The 16,782-nt window shown below is 61.7% G+C and carries 17 protein-coding genes, 2 tRNA genes and 1 pseudogene; 9 read left to right on the forward strand and 11 right to left on the reverse strand.

What is annotated here, in order from left to right:
- Nucleotides 1-23: 23 nt before the first annotated feature.
- Nucleotides 24-932, reverse strand: a complete 909-nt coding sequence (locus HGP14_RS04700; RefSeq protein WP_168828674.1) for an MBL fold metallo-hydrolase — start codon at nucleotides 930-932, stop codon at nucleotides 24-26.
- 3 nt (nucleotides 933-935) lie between these two features.
- Nucleotides 936-1,232 carry a cupin domain-containing protein gene (locus HGP14_RS04705; RefSeq protein WP_168828675.1) on the reverse strand — a complete coding sequence of 99 codons (297 nt, stop codon included), beginning with the start codon at nucleotides 1,230-1,232 and terminating at the stop codon, nucleotides 936-938.
- A gap of 157 nt (nucleotides 1,233-1,389) precedes the next feature.
- Here HGP14_RS04705 and HGP14_RS04710 point away from each other — a divergent pair.
- Nucleotides 1,390-1,464 (forward strand) — tRNA-Gln (locus HGP14_RS04710).
- A 133-nt stretch (nucleotides 1,465-1,597) separates the two neighbouring features.
- On the opposite strand, the gene HGP14_RS04715 is transcribed toward HGP14_RS04710, so the two are convergent.
- Nucleotides 1,598-2,917, reverse strand: a complete 1,320-nt coding sequence (locus HGP14_RS04715) for a TadE/TadG family type IV pilus assembly protein (RefSeq protein ID WP_168828676.1) — start codon at nucleotides 2,915-2,917, stop codon at nucleotides 1,598-1,600.
- 253 nt (nucleotides 2,918-3,170) lie between these two features.
- The gene (locus tag HGP14_RS04720; RefSeq protein WP_168828677.1) at nucleotides 3,171-3,584 is read right to left on the reverse strand and encodes a hypothetical protein; all 414 of its coding nucleotides are present in this window, start codon (nucleotides 3,582-3,584) and stop codon (nucleotides 3,171-3,173) included.
- A gap of 268 nt (nucleotides 3,585-3,852) precedes the next feature.
- On the opposite strand from HGP14_RS04720, the gene HGP14_RS04725 reads away from it, so the two are divergent.
- Nucleotides 3,853-3,929: transfer RNA gene (locus tag HGP14_RS04725), tRNA-Pro, on the forward strand.
- Between the two features lie 472 nt (nucleotides 3,930-4,401).
- Nucleotides 4,402-4,563, forward strand: coding sequence for a DUF3309 family protein (locus HGP14_RS04730; RefSeq protein WP_168828678.1), 162 nt, complete (start codon nucleotides 4,402-4,404; stop codon nucleotides 4,561-4,563).
- Between the two features lie 86 nt (nucleotides 4,564-4,649).
- On the opposite strand, the gene cysN is transcribed toward HGP14_RS04730, so the two are convergent.
- The 3 genes from cysN to HGP14_RS04745 form a co-directional block, all read right to left on the reverse strand.
- Nucleotides 4,650-6,134, reverse strand: coding sequence for a sulfate adenylyltransferase subunit CysN (cysN, locus tag HGP14_RS04735; protein WP_168828679.1), 1,485 nt, complete (start codon nucleotides 6,132-6,134; stop codon nucleotides 4,650-4,652).
- 1 nt (nucleotide 6,135) lies between these two features.
- The gene (gene cysD, locus HGP14_RS04740; protein ID WP_168828680.1) at nucleotides 6,136-7,089 is read right to left on the reverse strand and encodes a sulfate adenylyltransferase subunit CysD; all 954 of its coding nucleotides are present in this window, start codon (nucleotides 7,087-7,089) and stop codon (nucleotides 6,136-6,138) included.
- Nucleotides 7,090-7,204: 115 nt separating this feature from the next.
- Nucleotides 7,205-7,945 carry a phosphoadenylyl-sulfate reductase gene (locus HGP14_RS04745; protein ID WP_168828681.1) on the reverse strand — a complete coding sequence of 247 codons (741 nt, stop codon included), beginning with the start codon at nucleotides 7,943-7,945 and terminating at the stop codon, nucleotides 7,205-7,207.
- A 427-nt stretch (nucleotides 7,946-8,372) separates the two neighbouring features.
- On the opposite strand from HGP14_RS04745, the gene HGP14_RS04750 reads away from it, so the two are divergent.
- Nucleotides 8,373-8,822, forward strand: coding sequence for an Rrf2 family transcriptional regulator (locus tag HGP14_RS04750; RefSeq protein WP_168828682.1), 450 nt, complete (start codon nucleotides 8,373-8,375; stop codon nucleotides 8,820-8,822).
- Here HGP14_RS04750 and HGP14_RS04755 read toward each other — a convergent pair.
- Nucleotides 8,819-10,168, reverse strand: coding sequence for a chloride channel protein (locus HGP14_RS04755; RefSeq protein ID WP_168828683.1), 1,350 nt, complete (start codon nucleotides 10,166-10,168; stop codon nucleotides 8,819-8,821). The genes HGP14_RS04750 and HGP14_RS04755 overlap by 4 nt on opposite strands.
- 149 nt (nucleotides 10,169-10,317) lie before the next feature.
- Between HGP14_RS04755 and HGP14_RS04760 the strand changes: the two genes are divergently transcribed.
- The 4 genes from HGP14_RS04760 (at nucleotide 10,318) to HGP14_RS04775 (ending at nucleotide 11,913) form a co-directional block, all read left to right on the forward strand.
- A complete protein-coding gene (locus tag HGP14_RS04760; protein ID WP_168828684.1) occupies nucleotides 10,318-10,722 on the forward strand; it encodes a DUF6152 family protein in 405 nt (134 codons plus the stop codon).
- A 4-nt stretch (nucleotides 10,723-10,726) separates the two neighbouring features.
- Nucleotides 10,727-11,203, forward strand: coding sequence for a DUF6644 family protein (locus HGP14_RS04765; RefSeq protein WP_168828685.1), 477 nt, complete (start codon nucleotides 10,727-10,729; stop codon nucleotides 11,201-11,203).
- A gap of 141 nt (nucleotides 11,204-11,344) precedes the next feature.
- Nucleotides 11,345-11,617 (forward strand): YlcI/YnfO family protein, encoded by a 273-nt coding sequence (locus HGP14_RS04770; RefSeq protein ID WP_168828686.1) that lies wholly within the window; start codon nucleotides 11,345-11,347, stop codon nucleotides 11,615-11,617.
- Nucleotides 11,614-11,913 carry a type II toxin-antitoxin system RelE/ParE family toxin gene (locus HGP14_RS04775; RefSeq protein WP_168828687.1) on the forward strand — a complete coding sequence of 100 codons (300 nt, stop codon included), beginning with the start codon at nucleotides 11,614-11,616 and terminating at the stop codon, nucleotides 11,911-11,913. The genes HGP14_RS04770 and HGP14_RS04775 overlap by 4 nt, the downstream gene beginning before the upstream one ends.
- 2 nt (nucleotides 11,914-11,915) lie before the next feature.
- On the opposite strand, the gene betA is transcribed toward HGP14_RS04775, so the two are convergent.
- The 3 genes and pseudogenes from betA to betI form a co-directional block, all read right to left on the reverse strand.
- Complete coding sequence (gene betA, locus HGP14_RS04780; RefSeq protein ID WP_168828688.1) at nucleotides 11,916-13,565, reverse strand: choline dehydrogenase; 1,650 nt, start codon at nucleotides 13,563-13,565, stop codon at nucleotides 11,916-11,918.
- A gap of 185 nt (nucleotides 13,566-13,750) precedes the next feature.
- Nucleotides 13,751-15,214: a betaine-aldehyde dehydrogenase gene (betB, locus tag HGP14_RS04785; protein WP_168828689.1), complete on the reverse strand. Its 1,464-nt coding sequence runs from the start codon at nucleotides 15,212-15,214 to the stop codon at nucleotides 13,751-13,753.
- Between the two features lie 196 nt (nucleotides 15,215-15,410).
- Nucleotides 15,411-15,986: pseudogene (gene betI, locus HGP14_RS04790) on the reverse strand (transcriptional regulator BetI); the annotation flags it as partial.
- A gap of 144 nt (nucleotides 15,987-16,130) precedes the next feature.
- Here betI and HGP14_RS04795 point away from each other — a divergent pair.
- Nucleotides 16,131-16,685: an HdeD family acid-resistance protein gene (locus tag HGP14_RS04795; protein WP_168828691.1), complete on the forward strand. Its 555-nt coding sequence runs from the start codon at nucleotides 16,131-16,133 to the stop codon at nucleotides 16,683-16,685.
- The last annotated feature ends 97 nt before the right edge of the window (nucleotides 16,686-16,782 follow it).

A 16,782-nucleotide genomic window follows, 5' to 3' on the forward strand; every position in this document is an offset into this window, starting at 1 on the left:
GGGCGCGAAGCGCCGCCTTTGCTTTAGCTTGGCCGATATGCGCCGAGAAGCCGGGGCGGCCCGTCGGTCGTGATCTCGCCGCGCTCCACCAGATCCTCGATATGCGCGAAGACCGAAAGCGCCGCCGCGCCATGGAGTCTGGGGTCGGTATCGCGGTAGATCACCTTCACCATGTCGGGGATCAGCCGGTCGCCCGCCTTTATCCGTTGAAGCACGGTACGTTCGCGCATGCGGCGATGGGTTTTCAGAGCGCGCATGAAGGTAACGGGACGCCGCACCGGCCCGCCATGGCCCGGCAGAAGCAGGTGGTCGCGGCGCTCGATCAGCTTGTCGAGCGAGGCCATGTAATCGGCCATCGAGCCGTCCGGCGGGGCAACGACGGAGGTCGCCCAGGCCATGACATGGTCGCCGGAAAAGAGGATGCCGGTTCCTTCGAGCGCGAAGGCGGCGTGGTTTGCGGCGTGGCCCGGCGTTAGGACGGCGGTCAGCGCCCACCCGTCACCCTCAATGGTCTCGCCGTCGCTGACCGCGATATCCGGCACAAAGCCGGTGTCCGAGCTTTCGGCAAACGGGTTGACCTCGCCGTCATGGAGCGGCCGCGCCGCCCGGTGCGGCCCTTCGCCGACGGTGAGCGCGCCGGTCTCGCGTCGCAGCCGCGCGGCAAGCGGCGAGTGGTCGCGATGCGTATGGGTGATGAAGATATGCGTGACCCTGCGGCCCGCCAGTGCCTCCGTCAGCGCCTGGAAATGCGCCTCGTTCTCCGGTCCCGGATCGATGACCGCGACGGACGACGTGCCGACGATGTAGGTATTCGTTCCGTGAAAGGTGAAGGGGCTTGGATTGTTGGCGGTGATGCGCTGCACCCCCGGCTCAACCTCCACCGCGCGGCCATAGTGAGGCTCGAAGGCCAGATCGAATTTCGGGCTCGCCATGGCTTACTTGTATTCTATCTCGATGAACGACATCGGCTCGCTTCCGGCATTGACGACATTGTGCTCCGTGCCCGCCTCGCGCCGGTAGGCCGCTCCCTTGGCGACGTCGACGCGGCGGCTGCCGTCCGCATCCTCGATCAGGAATTTGCAATCGGTCATCGGCACCACGACATAGCCCAGCCCGTGCGTATGCACGCCGGTATCCGCACCCGGCTCGAAATCCCAGCGCGTGATGCGCACCACGGCATCGTCGAGAAGAAGCGTGGCAAGGGCAGGCGGGCGGGCGCGGTACTGGCTCATCATCTCTCCGTCGGCTTGGATAGCGCAGGCCCAGACCTAGCACGGCCGATAGCGCACAGAAATATGGCTTGAGGCGCAAGTTAGTGATTGTGAGGCAGCCGGACCTTTGCTAATCAGGCCTCGCTTCGGCAAGCGGGATTCCGCTCTCATGCTCTGGTGGGGCGTCGCCAAGCGGTAAGGCACCGGTTTTTGGTACCGGCATTCCCAGGTTCGAATCCTGGCGCCCCAGCCAAGTTTCCCTTTTCAAGCCAGAATCGCAGTTTTCCCCGCATTTAATGAATAGCTGGAATCAAATTCGCAGACTGTTGTACGCGTTGCTTTACGAGAAGGTGACCGCCACTCCGTCGGTCGCCGGTATCACACTTTCACTGGAGAAGCCGGATAGCGCCGGGATTGTTGATCTGGTTGTTCGCCAGTTCCGACTTGCAATCCAGCTTGAACGTGCTGTTGCCGGTCATGGTGATCTGCTGGGCGATGATGCGGACGCATTCGCCAGTCGTCGCACCATTGCCAGCGTACTGGACTTCCTCGGCTGCCGGCATGTAGATGATGCCGTTGAGGTGCGAGTTGCTGTTCCCGTTGATGACCGCAGGGGCGGTGTTGCTGCGGTCGGCGACGATCGAGAATCCAGCCCATGCACCCGATGTAGGGGCGGTGATGTTGAAGGTCGAGCCGCCATGGATGTCAATCTCGGCACCGTTCAGCAGGAAGAAGGTGACCTGATCGCCGGTGATGACCGACTGGCTGGCGAATTTCAGCGTGCCGCCGTCGATCAGGTAATTGCCGGGCTGCAGCGTCACATTGCCCTTGATTTCGAGGCCGTCATACGTCCCCGGCTTCAGCGTCACGGAATATCCTGCGGGAGGCTTGCTTGGCGTCTTGCCCGTTCCATTGCAGGTGCCGCCACCACCGCCGCCGACAAAGACCTGTCCGCATCCGGACAGGTCCACCCATTGTCCGGCTGCCGGCATGGTTTTGCGCTTGAACGGGTCGATGGCCGCGGGGGTTCTTTCGCGCGCTTGGCCGCATGCGAGGTCGATGCTGCTCGGCGACGCCGACACCTTGCCGGGCGTGTAAAGACATTCCGTCTTCAGGGTCCCCGAGCCGCCGACATAGATGGCTTCGTTGCTGTTTGAGTTTGCGGTGATCGAGCATCCCGAGGTGTCGACCTTGGAACTGCCGCTGACGTCGAACGCGCGGTCGGCCGTCGGGTGAAGCGCCAGGATGCAGGCTTCCGTGCCGGTTTGGTAAGAGGCGCTGCTGCGGCGGGAGATAGGGAACGACAGGCGCGTCAGGAACACAGGCTTGTAGTTGAACGCATAGTCAGCCGCCGCCATGATCTGCTGTCCCACCTGGGAATAGACGATGTGCAGAGATGGAGGTTGCGCCGCCGGCGTGGCTTCCTCGTTGCCGTTGGAAACGTCCCAATTTCCTGCGAACATTTCGTTCGCCAGCTGGGTGGCTTCCGCCTCGGTGTGGCCCTCACCGAAAAACCGCACCGCCGCAAGCGCGGCGCTGTCCAGCGACTCCTGCAACTTGTCAGCCTCGAAACTGGCATTTGTGAAGTCGACAGCGACGGAGGCCGCCCCGAGCAGCGGAACCATTGCCAGCGCCGTCAGGATTGCGAAGTTGCCGCCTTCGTCGCGAACAAATCGATGGGCATGCCGGCTGAAAAATTCACGCATTTTTGCGCCCCAGATTCAATCGAGTCGCGGGACACATTAGTTGCTAATAATATAAGGATAGGTTGCTTCATCTATTCGAATTGTACATATCCCAAAGATCTCCACCGTCATGCGGTAGCGCCCGCTTTGGCGCATTCGAGAACGGGCGATTGGAGATTTCGACAAGGGTATGTCGATGGCGATAACGTCGATCGGGAAGGCCGCCAACGAAGCCTTCTTGCCCGCCGATCTTCACCGGCGGGCAATCGGTTAATCACTGCCCCGGCTGCGCCGGCGCCAAAAACTCGCCGCAATAGGATTTGCTGTTTTCGCCCGGGATGTCGCCCATGGTGCGGATGCTGCGGATCGTATAGCTGGAATCGGTGGTGACCTGGGCCTGGCAGCGCAGGTAGAGCGTGCGGGCGGCACTGACCTGCCTGCCGCGCTTGCCGTTTTCGCCATCCTCATATTTGGCTGGGACACGGACGGTCTTGTAGCCGCCCTTCCACGTGTAAACGGTGGCCGAGCCGTCTTCGGTGTCGGCGATCGGCGGGCCGTAGGCGGCGAAGAACTTGCCGGCCGACTGGCCGACCCAGCGTGCTGAAATAGGATCGCTTGCAGAAGGTATGGTCGTGCAGCCGGCAAGCGCAATGGCAAGCCCGGCCGCGGCAATGGTGCGGAGTGTCATTTAATCGTCCCTGAATTTATTGCGCATTGAGGGCGCAAACCATTGCTGGCCAACGGTTTCCGCGTGTCCCGCGAGCCCTTTAGCGCGGAACCCGGAAAAAGAAAATTGCCTCTGCTTCGCAATTGCGAAATTTGCTGCGGGTGTGGCTTTTTGTTGCAGTGTTCACGCGCTCGAGTGCTGTCACGCCACTGTAAAAAAATGCCGCCGGTTTTTGAAATTTGGTGCTTGCGCAACGGGATGGGCCGGTCTATAGAGGCGCCGCTGGTCACGGAGTGTAGCGCAGTCTGGTAGCGCACCACGTTCGGGACGTGGGGGTCGAGTGTTCGAATCACTCCACTCCGACCAGCCGAAAAGTTCGGTTTTACGGGCTTTTATCCCGAAAGAGCATTTCTCCGAAAATACCATTTCTTGACAACGGACCGATCGCGGACCGTTTGAGCAGTTATAACGCGTTCGCTGCCTGTTGTTGGAAGCCCGGACTAGCATGTGCGTATGGGCGGGTTTTCAGACTTGAGACCCTTGTGAACCTTCTCCCGCGCTGCCGACGCCGAACAAGAAGACTCCGCCCTGATCACAAGGGCGAGTATTCGCTCGATCCACATGGATATCCACTTATAGTAGCTCTATATTCGACTGCTCGTGACCCGAGTAAAAATCACTGTGTTGTCGATGCGGCCATGCTGCAAGACGGTCTGCACCATGGCGAGCAACGCGGGGCGATGATATAGGCAGTTCATAAGCAAGAAGGACAGAAGCTTATCGCCGCTGCCAGGGAATGTGAGCTACGGCCGCATTCAACTGAACTGAGGAGGATGAAATGCTGCGCACGATCCTGCTTGTTGTCCTGATAGTCATCATGTTTGGCGCCCTACCATATTGGCCCTATATGGCGACGCGCGGGTTCGGCTATGGCCCATCGAGCGTCGCATTGCTCCTGCTGGCCATTGTCCTCGTGCTGATCAGTTTGAGGCGGATATAAGTGAAGGCGTTGCTAACTGCGGCGCGCCTCATCGAGCGCGCTTCGACGTGATAGGAAAAAGGGGCCTTGCGGCCCCTTGATCACGTTCAGATATCGCTTGCGGCGTTCTTCCAGAGTTCCGCCGCCTCCGCGGCCGTCATCCGGTGCACATGGGCTTCGTCGCGTCGGTTGGCGAAGAGTTCGCTGGCCATGATCTGGTCGGCGAGGTCGGCGGGCAACGAGAGGATAACGCGCGCGTCGCCGGCATGAAGACCGCCGAGTTCCGAGCGCTTGCTCGTCACCATGCCACCGGCGACCGTGTTGTTGGTATCCGGATCGATGAGGATGAAGGAGCCGGTGGAACGGTTCTGATCGTAGGGATCGAAGATCGCGGCTTCGTCAAAGGCAAGGCGCACCTTGCCGATCGCGTTCATGTAAAGCCTCTCGGCCGGGTTCCAGGCACCGGTCTTCAGCTCAAGCTGGCTGAGCGGCTGCACCTGCACGCGCTGGCGGCGGCTGCCGCTCTTCAGCCAGTAGCGCTTTCCCGCCTCGATGCCTTCCGGCTGCAGCGCGACGATGTGCGCGTCGAAGGAGAGACCGGTCTGCGGCTGCGCGTCGATCGAGACGATCATGTCGCCGCGCGCGACGTCGACCTGGCGATCGAGCACCAGGGTGATCGCATCGCCTGCGACCGCCGCGTTGCGCACCAGATCGAAGGTGACGATCTTGGAAACGTTGGCGACCATGCCCGACGGCAGGATCATGACGCTGTCGCCCGGCTTCACCGAGCCGCCGGCAACGGTGCCCTGATAGCCGCGGAAGCTTTCACCGGGGCGCGAAACGCGCTGCACTGAGAGGCGGAAGCCGACCGTCTGCGAGGAGCGGACGGTTGCAAGCTCCAGCGTCTCGACCAGCGTCGGACCCGTGTACCAGGGCATGGCGGCCTGCCCGGAATAGACGACGTTTTCGCCCTTCAGCGCCGACATCGGGATCGCGGTGATCTGCTTGACGCCGAGCGAGAGGGCGAATTCCTTGAACTCATGAGTGATCTTCTCGAACCCCGCACGGTCGTAGCCGGTCAGGTCGATCTTGTTGACCGCCAGCACGAACTGCTTGATGCCGAGGAGCGAGGCGATCGTCGCGTGGCGGCGCGTCTGCTCCAGAATGCCGGCGCGGGCATCGACCAGGAGCACGGCGAGATCGGCCGTCGAAGCGCCGGTTGCCATGTTGCGGGTGTATTGTTCGTGGCCGGGCGTGTCGGCGACGATGAAGGAGCGCTTGTCGGTCGCGAAGTAGCGGTAGGCGACGTCGATCGTGATCCCCTGTTCGCGCTCGGCCTGCAGGCCGTCGAGGAGAAGCGCGAAGTCCGGCAGGCCGAGATCGTTCTGCTTGCCGGTGGAATCGCGCTGAAGCGTTGCGGCCTGGTCTTCCTTGACGGCTTTCGTGTCCCAGAGCAGGCGGCCGATCAGCGTGGATTTGCCGTCGTCGACGCTGCCGCAGGTGAGGAGGCGCAACGGTCGCGAGTCGCGCGCAGCCTTCAGCGGCTCGGCGGCGGGCAGGGCGACGGCGGTTGCAGGTACTGCTGCGGTCATCTCAGAAATATCCTTCACGCTTCTTCTTTTCCATGGAGCCGGACTGGTCGCGGTCGATGGCGCGGCCCTGGCGTTCGGAAACTGTGGCGATTTCCAGCTCCGCGATGATGTCTTCAAGAGTGGTGGCCTGCGAGGGGATCGCCCCCGTCAGCGGGAAGTCGCCGAGCGTGCGGAAGCGGATCATGCCTTCCTGGCGGACTTCGCCGGGCAACAATTCAAGGCGCGGATCCTCCGCAAGGATCATCATGCCGTCACGCTCCACGAAGGGGCGCTTCTTTGCGTAGTAGAGCGGCACCAGCGGGATGTCTTCCGCCTGGATGTAGCGCCAGATATCGACCTCGGTCCAGTTGGAGAGCGGGAAGGCGCGCACGCTCTCGCCCTTGCGGATCTGGCCGTTATAGACGTTCCAGAGTTCCGGGCGCTGATTGCGCGGATCCCAGCGATGGTCCGGCGTGCGGAAGGAATAGATCCGCTCCTTGGCGCGGCTTGCCTCCTCGTCGCGGCGCGCCCCGCCGAAGGCGGCGTCGAACTGTCCCGCGTCGAGCGCCTTGCGCAGGCTCTCGGTCTTCATGATGTCGGTAAAGGCCGCGGAGCCGTGGGTGAAGGGGGTGATCCCTTCGGCGGCGCCGCGCGGGTTGATGTGCTCGATCAGGTCCAGATCGTACTTCTTCGCGGTCTCGTCGCGAAATGCGATCATCTCCCGGAATTTCCAGCCGGTGTTCACATGCAGCAGCGGGAAGGGCACGCGGCCCGGATAGAAAGCCTTGCGCGCGAGATGCAGCAGCACGGACGAATCCTTGCCGATCGAATAGAGCATCACCGGACGTTCGAATTCGGCCGCTACCTCGCGGAAGATATGGATCGACTCGTTTTCAAGAGCCTTCAGGTGCGGATCGAGCGGCGGTTTGGCGCTCTGTGGATTGTTGAGTTCCGTATCCGGACGGGTGTCGGGCATTTCCTACTCCAATGTCGTCATTCGCGGCGGCAGGCATCCGGAATGAATTTGTCTCGCCTCGGTTCCCGAAGCTGGCCGCAAGATCGCGCTTTTTGCTGATCCGGAAACCGGCGGGTTACTGTTGAGCGGGCTGCACGGCCTCTTCGGCAACGTGCAGGCCACATTCACGCTTTTCATCCTGTTCCCACCACCAACGGCCGGCACGTTCCGGCTCGCCGGGCTTGATGGCGCGGGTGCAGGGCTCGCAGCCGATCGAAGGATAGCCGCGGGCATGCAATGGGTTCACCGGCACGCTGTTGTCGGCGGCGTAGGACTTGATATTGGCGATGTCCCAGTCGGCAAGCGGGTTGATCTTCAGGAGATGGCGCTCGGCGTCGTATTCGGCAAACGGCGTTTCGGCGCGGTTGGCCGACTGGCCGCGGCGAAGGCCGGTGATCCAGATCGTTGCGCCTGCCAGCGCCTGCGCAAGCGGCTTCAGCTTACGCACGGCACAACAGGCATGCCTGGCTTCGACACTTTCGTAAAAGCCGTTCAGCCCGTATTGCGCAGCGTAGGCGTCGATATCGGCCTGTTCCGGCTCGTAGCGGCGGATGCGAATGTCGTACTGGGTTTCGGTCTCGTCGATCAGCGCCAGCGTCTCCGGGAAGAGGCGGCCGGTCTGCAAGGTCACGACTTCGATCGGCAGGCGATGATTGCCGATTTCAGCCGAGATCACCTGGTCCTCGATGCCGAGCGAAGTCGTGAAAACGGCGCGGCCACCAAGACCCGCGACGAGCGACAGCCGTCCGGCAAGGTCGAGGGCGGCGAGCTTAGCATTCAGCGCTTCAGCTTCTTCGATGATATTCACAACAGTCATGGGGGATCCTGTCTCGATGTTGGCCGGAGTATCGCAGCTTGAGGAGGGATCGGACAGAAAAACGGATTTCGAAAGCGGCGCATGCGGGAGCAAATATCTCTCCGAAGCCGCTGCAATGCAGAAAAGCAGCCGCGCCGCACCGACCATCCGTTGGCGCAGGCTTAATCTCTATAAATTTAGTAGGGTTACACACGCGGCCTGTCAATTCGAAATCTGAAGTGATGGCGAAAAAGATGCGGATGGCGCAATTTTGACGTAGAATTCCATCTGTTGGCCTCGAGGGGAAAACAAGGCCAAAAACGCTTGTGTCTCAAAGACTTTCGCCGGCGCGTTCAAATTCCGTTCATGCTGGTTGTGCAATAGAGTGCAGGCAAGCTCGAGAAGCGGTGCGGCGAGTCGCATCGCTCGTGTGTGTAACGAGTCCAAAATGATTACGCAGAAGGCAAAATACGCGCTCCGGGCGCTCACGGCACTGGCCGAAGCCGATGCCGGCGAACCCGTCATGATTTCGGACATCGCAGCGCAGCAAAAGATTCCGAAGAAGTTTCTCGAGCAGATCCTGCTCGATCTCAAGCATCAGGGCATCGTGGCGAGCCGCCGCGGCAAGGCGGGAGGCTACCTGCTGCTGAAACCGGCCGACATGATCACCTTCGGCGAAGTCCTTCGCATCATCGACGGCCCGATCGCGCCGCTGCCGTGCCTGTCGATCACCGCTTACCGCAAATGCGACGATTGCGACGGCGAGCAGAATTGCGAAATCCGCCACGTCTTCTCCAAGGTCGCTGATGCGACGCGCAAGGTATTGTTCTCGACGACAATCGCCGATGCGGTTGCCGCGCCCACCAAGGTCGTGGAAGTCGCTCGGCTTCTGGCTTAACCTGCCGCCTCTTCCTTCTCCACGGCTCGCCGGGCCCTGATGGCCGCGGCGATGAAGACCCGCGAAAGCCCGTGGTACAGGGGTTCTCTGGACAGGACGCGCGACGTCACGTAGCCGATCATCGAGACGGCCATGATTGGGATGACGGCCTGGTGGTCACCTGTCATTTCTAGGATGATGACGAAAGCCGTCATCGGCGCCTGTACGACGCCCGAGAAATAGCCGGCCATCCCGAGGATTGCCGCAAGCGCGATGCTTGTTCCGAGCAGCGAGCCGACCGTGCTGCCGAAACCTGCGCCGACCGCCAGCGACGGTGCGAAGATGCCGCCCGGAATGCCGGACATCATGGACAGGAAACTGGCGGCGAGCTTTTCGACGAAGAAGAGCAAGGGAAGCGCTTGCCCTTCGACGGCGCCCTTAGCCTGCACGTAGCCGGTGCCGAAGGTTGCGCCGCCGGATGCAATGCCGATGACTGCAACCGCAAGCCCGCAGATGCCCGCAAGCGCCAGCATGCGCTTAAGAGGCTGGGGGTGCGCCCAGCGGCGGATGCGCTGGCCGAAATGCAGCGCAAAGCCGCTGAAGCCCGCACCGAGCGCACCCCCACCGATGCCGCAAACGAGAACGAGGCCCCAGTCGCGCAGGTCCGCGGGGGCCGCAGATGCTTCGCCGAAATAATTGTAGCTGCCTGCAAGCCCGAGCGCGGCAAGCCCGGAGAGGATGACGGCGGTCAGCACGAGGCCGTTCGCTCGCGACTCGTAGGTGCGGCCCATCTCTTCGATGGCGAAGACGATACCGGCAAGCGGTGTGTTAAAGGCGGCGGCGATGCCCGCTGCCGATCCGGCGAGGATGAGGCCCCGCGCCTGCGCCATGCCGCCGAAGCGGGCAACCGCCAGCATGATTGACGCCCCGACCTGCACCGTCGGCCCTTCACGTCCGATCGAAGCGCCGCAGAACAACCCGAGCACCGTGAGCAGGATCTTGCCGAAGGCGATGCGCAGGGAAAGCAGCCGGGTGCGATCTTCCTCGTCCCTCAAGTGCCGGGCGGCGATTGCCTGCGGAATGCCGCTGCCCTGCGAATTGGGAAAGAGCGTTGCCGCAAGATAGGCGGACAGCATGAAGCCGAACGGCGAGAGAACGAGCGGTAAAAGATAAGTCCATTTGCCTGCAGATATGATCCCGGTGAACGCATTCTGTGCCAAGTCTGCGAGCTCGGCAAAGCCAACGCTGATCACGCCGATCGCCAGCGCGCCGCACCAGAAGACCAGCCGCGGGCGCCAGCGCGAAAACGAGCCCCAGAAAACGCGGGAGCGGCGGAAAAGCTTGGACTTTCGATAGGAGGCAGGCATTTCAACACTTCAATCAGCAAGACTACGCATCAGTTCTAACGCCATTGCGCACATGAAATCACCCCTCGCTTCAAGATTTGGTGAAATACCCTTGAAAGCAGTTGCCGCGCGCCAATTCGGACCTGTTCACCAGGGTAGGGAGAATGGAAATGCGTGTCGTATCCACGAGGCAGATCATATCCGCAAAGCAGATAGTGTTCGGCGCAATCCTGGCGGCGGCCTTTGCAACCGGTGCTGCAGCTCATCACGGCTGGTCATGGGCGGAGGCCGAGCAGATTGAGTTGAGAGGGACGGTTGAGACGGTCTCCATGGGCGGTCCGCATCCGTCGCTCGACGTCGCGACCGCCAACGATGGCCTCTGGCGCGTCGAACTCGCCAATCCGCGGCAGACAGAGCGCTCCGGCTTCGTCGAGGGCTCCGCGAAAAAGGGCGATCCGATCATCGCCATCGGAAACCGCTCGCTGGATGCCAATGAAAAGCGCATGAAAGCGGTGCGGATCACGGTTGCCGGGAAGCGCTACGATATCTATCCCGAGCGAATCCAGACGAATTGACCGCATGGCGATCGACCTTCTGGAATGGTTGACGGCTACGCCGCTCGCGGTCGCATTGCGGCGTTCGGCGATCCTCTACATGTTCGCCAACGCCGCCCATATTCTGTCGATCGGCTTGCTGATCGGCACGATCCTGCCGCTCGATCTGAGGCTGATGGGCTTCTTTCCGTCGGTGCCGCTTTCGGTGATCGGTCCCTTTCTATCGCGGGTGGCGGCAATCGGCCTCGCCGCCGCGATGGTCACAGGCTTCTGCCTCTTCAGCGTCCGGCCGCTGGAATATGCTCAAAACCCGGCGTTTCTTGCAAAGCTCGGGTTGCTCGCCCTGGGTGTTTTGAATGCCGGCATCGTGCACGCCGGACATGCATGGCGAAAGGCGGTTGCCGGAGCCGCCACGGCGGCGCGCTTGCGTCTCGGCGCCCTGATATCGGCCGCGACGTGGCTCGCAGCCATCGTCGCCGGGCGCTGGATCGGCTTCATCTAGACCGTGCCATTGCTCGTCCCTGTCTGCGTTACTACCGGTCGCTCACCGCGGATTGGTCCTAACTTCCGAATTTCTTCCGCTTGAAAAAAATGGCCAAGCCGGGTAATATGCATCGCAATTGCAATGCGCACGAGGTCTGTCATGAAAACCGCAACACTACCGTCGCTTCGTGTCGATCCCGAACTGCGGGCTGCCGCGGAAAGCGTCCTGAAAGAGGGCGAGACCTTGTCGTCGATGATGGAAGACTCTCTTCGGCGGCAGATCGAATACCGCAAAACGCAGGCGGAATTTATCGCGCGAGGGCTCCAGGCGCGGGAGGAGTCTAAGCGGACAGGTGTCTACTATAGTGCAGAAGACGTCCTGAACATGATGCGTGAAAAGCTTGAGAAGGCGAAGGCGAGCCGAAATCAATGAGCCGTCGCATCCGCTTTACCGCCGGCTTCTATGAGGATTTTGAGAGATACTATGGATATCTTGCCGAAATCGATATTCGACTTGCCGAACGGGCTTACGACGCGATGCAAAAGGCAACAAAGTTGCTGGAGGATTTTCCCTTTATGGGCCGCAAGGCACTAGAGGATAACATCTTCGCACGGGAGATGATTATCCCTTTTGGTTCGAATGGATACGTTCTGCTCTATGAGGTGGAAGACGATGAGACGGTTACCGTTCTCGCTGTCCGCCACCAGCGCGAAGACGACTACCATTAGCTTCACCGGTCGCTCACCGCCCAGCGCGGGTTGATCCATGGCTCCTGGTTGGAGCGCGGCAATGGCTGCTTGCCGAGGATATGGTCGGCCGCCTTCTCGCCGGTCATGATCGAGGGACCATTGAGATTACCGTAGGTCACGTGCGGGAAGATCGAGCTGTCGGCGACGCGCAGGGCGTCGACGCCGATGACACGCGTCTCGGGATCGACAACCGCCATCGGATCGTCCTTGGCACCCATCTTGCAGGTGCCGCAGGGGTGGTAGGCGCTTTCCAGGTGTTCGCGCAGGAAGGCGTCGATCTGCTCGTCGGTCCGCACGTTCTCGCCCGGCTGGATCTCCGGTCCGCGATACTGGTCGAAGGCCTTTTGGCCGAAGATTTCGCGGGTGAGGCGCACACAGTGACGGAACTTCTCCCAGTCTTCCGGATGGCTCATATAGTTGAAACGAATGACCGGGTCGGCCTTCGGGTCCGAGGAGCGCAGTGTGACGTTGCCGCGCGACTTCGACAGATTGTAGCCGACATGCACCTGGAAGCCGTGGCTCTTGGCCGCCGCCTTGCCGTCATAGCTGATCGCCACCGGCAGGAAGTGATACTGGATGTCAGGCTGCTTGACGCCGGCCGCTGAGCGCAGGAAGGCGCAGGCCTCGAACTGGTTCGAGGTGCCGAGCCCGGACTTTGTGAACATCCATTGCGCGCCCGCAACACCCTGCCAGAACCAGGGAAGCCAGGAATAGAGCGAGACCGGTTTGGTGCTGACCTGCTGGAAGTAGAATTCCATGTGGTCCTGCAGATTGGCGCCGACCCCCGGCCGGTCAGCCTTCACCTCGATGCCGTGCTCCTGAAGATGCGCGCCCCGGCCGATGCCGGAAAGCATGAGAAGCTTTGGTGAATTGAAGGAGGAGGCGGAGACGATCACCTCGCAGTTCGCCTTGATCACCTCGACCTTGCCGCCGCGCTCGATCTCGACGCCAACAGCCCGCCTGTTCTCGATCACCACCTTGTGGGCGTGACCATAGACGACCGCCACGTTCGGACGCTTCAGCGCCGGCTTCAGGTAGGCGCTGGCGGCAGACCATCGCCGCCCGCTGAAGATCGTCTGCTCCATCAACCCGAAGCCTTCCTGCTTCGAGCCGTTATAATCCTCCGTCGCCTCGAAGCCCGCCTGCTTGCCGGCCTCGATGAAGGCGCGAAACAGCGGGTTGCGGAAGCCGCCGCGCTGCACATGCAGCGGGCCGTCGGTGCCGCGCCAGCCTTCCTCGCCGCCCTGAGAATGCTCCATGCGCTTGAAATAGGGCAGCACGTCGGCGTAGGCCCAGCCCTGTGCGCCGAGCTCTTCCCAGCGATTGTAGTCCTCGGCATGGCCGCGCACATAGACCATGCCGTTGATCGATGAGGAGCCGCCGATCACCTTGCCGCGCGGCGCGGTGATGCGCCGGTTGTTCAGGTTCGGCTCGGGCTCGGAGAGATAGCCCCAGTTGTAGCGCTTCATGCTCATCGGCCAGGCAAGGGCCGCCGGCATCTGGATGAACGGCCCGAAATCGGAGCCGCCGGCCTCGATGACGATCACGGTATTCTTGCCGTCTTCCGAGAGACGGTAGGCGAGGGCGGAACCTGCCGATCCGGAGCCGATGATGACGAAATCTGCTTGCATAGCTCTCTCTTTTAAGTTCGTCCGGGCGGCCCCCCTCATCCGGCTGCCGCCACCTTCTCCCCGAGGGGCGAAGGGATTTGCCGCGCCCGCCTCATGTCCCCTTCTCCCCTCGGGGAGAAGCTGCCCAAAGGGCGGATGAGGGGGCAACACGGCAAAGCGGAGGAGGGGGTCTTCATCTCAAAGCTTCAATACGGCGCCACCACCGGCCCCATACCGACATAGACCGTCTTCAGCTCCGAATAGTGCTCCAGCGCGGCTGCCGAATTCTCGCGTCCGAAGCCCGATTGCTTGGAGCCGCCGAAGGGGATTTCCACCGGGCAGAGATTGTAGGTGTTGATCCACAGCGTGCCGGCCTCCAGTTGATCGACAACGCGATGGGCGCGGCTGAGGGCAGCGGTAAAGACGCCGCCCGAAAGGCCGAATTCGGTGCCATTGGCGCGGTCGATCACCTCCGCCTCGTCCTCGAAATCGAGCACGCACATGACCGGCCCGAAAATCTCCTCGCGAGCGATGGTCATATTGTCGGTGACATCCGCGAAAACGGTGGGCTGCACATAGTAGCCCTCGCCGGAAACATTGTTCGGAAGGCCGCCGCCGGTAATCAACCGCGCGCCCTCCGCCTTGCCCTTCTCGATGTAGGACAGCACCTTCTGGCGCTGCGCCCAGGAAACCATCGGCCCGAGCTGTGTGGCCTCGTCCATCGGATCGCCGATGACGATCGCCTCGGTGCGGCTCTTCAGCCGTTTCAGGAATGCGTCCTTGATCTTCTTCTGCACGAAGACGCGCGTGCCGTTCGAGCAGACCTGGCCGGTCGAATAGAAGTTGCCGAGCATCGCCCCGCCAATGGCGCTGTCGATATCGGCGTCGTCGAAGACGATCAGCGGTGACTTGCCGCCGAGCTCCATCGTCACATGCTTGAGGTTGGCGGCGGCGGCGGCAGCGACCTTGCGGCCTGTCGGCACAGAGCCGGTGAGTGATATCTTCGCCACGTCCGGATGGTTGACGAGCAACGGTCCGGTATCGCGGTCGCCCTGGATGACGTTGTAGAGCCCCTTCGGCAGGCCCGCCTCATGCAGGATTTCGGCGATGGCAAGCGCGCCGAGCGGCGTGTTTTCCGAAGGCTTGAAGACCATGGCGTTGCCGGCGGCGAGCGCCGGCCCGCCCTTCCAGCAGGCGATCTGCTGCGGATAGTTCCAGGCGCCGATGCCGACGCAGACGCCGAGCGGCACGCGCTTCGTATAGGCGAAATCGCCGCCGAGCGGGATATAGGAGCCGTTCAGCGCCGTCGCCGCAATGCCGCCAAAGAACTCGAAACTGTCGGCGCCCGATGTCGGGTCGGCGACGATGGTTTCCTGGATCGGCTTGCCGGTGTCGAGCGTCTCAAGCTCCGAAAGCTCGCGGTTCTTCTCGCGCATGATGTCGGCGGCACGCTTCAGGATGCGGCCGCGCGCCGTCGGGCTCATGGCCGCCCATTCCGGCTGCGCCCGCTTGGCCGCGGCGATCGCCTTTTCGACGATCGCGGGCGTTGCGGCATGCAGCCTGGCGATTACCTCGCCGGTCGCCGGATAGATGCTCTCGATGACGCTGCCGGCTTCATCCTCGACATATTCGCCGTCGATGAAGTGGGAGGCTTTCGGCTGGGCTTTCATGTCAATTGTCCTTGGATGGCTTGAGGTGGTCGTCCCTTCTCCCCTCGGGGAGAAGGTGGCCCGCAGGGCTCAGGTGCAAAAGTTGCACCGGGGATGAGGGGGCTGCAGTCTCGGCCTTGCGGTCGTTCGCTCCTGCGTCGCTCACCCCCTCATCTGTCCTTCGGACATCTTCTCCCCGCTGGGGAGAAGGGGGAGCGGCCGCCAATAGCGCATTCACATAATCCTCAGTCAGCCCGATCGATGCCTCGATGCTGACGGGCGCAGACCTCAGACTTTGGCGGATATAGAGCCCATCGATCATCGCAGCCGCGCCTTCGGCAATGCGCTCTGCGGCATCGGCCGGGCAGAGCGCCTTCAGATTGGCAAGCAGGTTCGACCGCAGGCGGCGGGCATAGATGACGAGGAAGCGCCGCGTCTCTTCGGAACGCTGCGCCTCGGCATAAAAGGCAAGCCAGGCGGCGATCGTCGCCGGCGCAAACTGGTCGGCCTGGAAGCTGACGCGGATAACAGCGGACAGCTTCTCGCGCGGCGCACCCGCCGCCTTCAGCGCCGTCACCGCGTCGTCGCGCAGTTGCTTTAAAAGAGAGCGGATGGTCTCGATCAGCAGCTGTTCCTTGCTGCCGAAATAATGATGCGCAAGCGCCGGCGAGACGCCGGCATGACGGGCGATTTCAGACATCGTGACGCTCAGCGAGCCGTGATCGCCAATCACCCGCAGCGCAGCATCGACAAGCGCCTTGCGGCGCAGAGGTTCCATTCCGACTTTCGGCATAGTGCGGCCTACTCCAGCAATTCAGACATCTTATTTTTGATTGACTGATCAATCAATAAAAATCTTCTGACGAGTGTTAGCCCGTGCGGGTCCTTTTCGCTGCGGGAATCTGCAGCATATCTACGGCCATCAGGAGGTGCGCCCATGGCTGAGGTATTCAATGGCGAGCCGTCGCCGTCGCTGCAGTCGAAATGGATATGGTTCGTGGGGCTCGGGGTGCTGCTCTTGATCTGCGGGATGATCGCGCTCGGCAACCTGCTTCTCGCCACGGTGGCATCAGTCTACTATGTCGGGATGCTGATGCTTTTCGGCGGGATCCTCTATCTCATCCACGCCTTTCAGGTGCGCGGCTGGGAACACATCCTTTTCTGGGCGTTGAGCGGCGTTCTTTATGTGCTCGCAGGCATATTCGCCTTCATCAATCCGATCCTTGCCTCCGCCGCACTGACGCTCTTTCTTGCGGTCGCTCTGCTGATCGCCGGCGTATTTCGCGTCTTTATCGGCCGGCGCATGAAGCCCCTCAAGGGCTGGGGCTGGATCGTGGCAAGCGGCGTGATTACGGCGCTTGCAGGCGTCGTCATCGCGCTCGGCTGGCCGGTAAACAGTCTGTGGGTTCTCGGCCTTTTCCTGGCGGTCGATCTCATTCTCCAGGGCTGGACAATGCTGGCCTTCGGTGTCGGCGTCAGAAGCGTGCAATGACGCGCTCACGCAATGTTTCTTTTTTGACAAGTATGTGATGCCGGACTAAAACTGAAGTACTAAGACACCGGCAGACGACATGCCGGAAAAGATGTCA

This window comes from Rhizobium sp. P32RR-XVIII, from assembly GCF_012641395.1.
Taxonomy (GTDB): Bacteria; Pseudomonadota; Alphaproteobacteria; order Rhizobiales; family Rhizobiaceae; genus Rhizobium.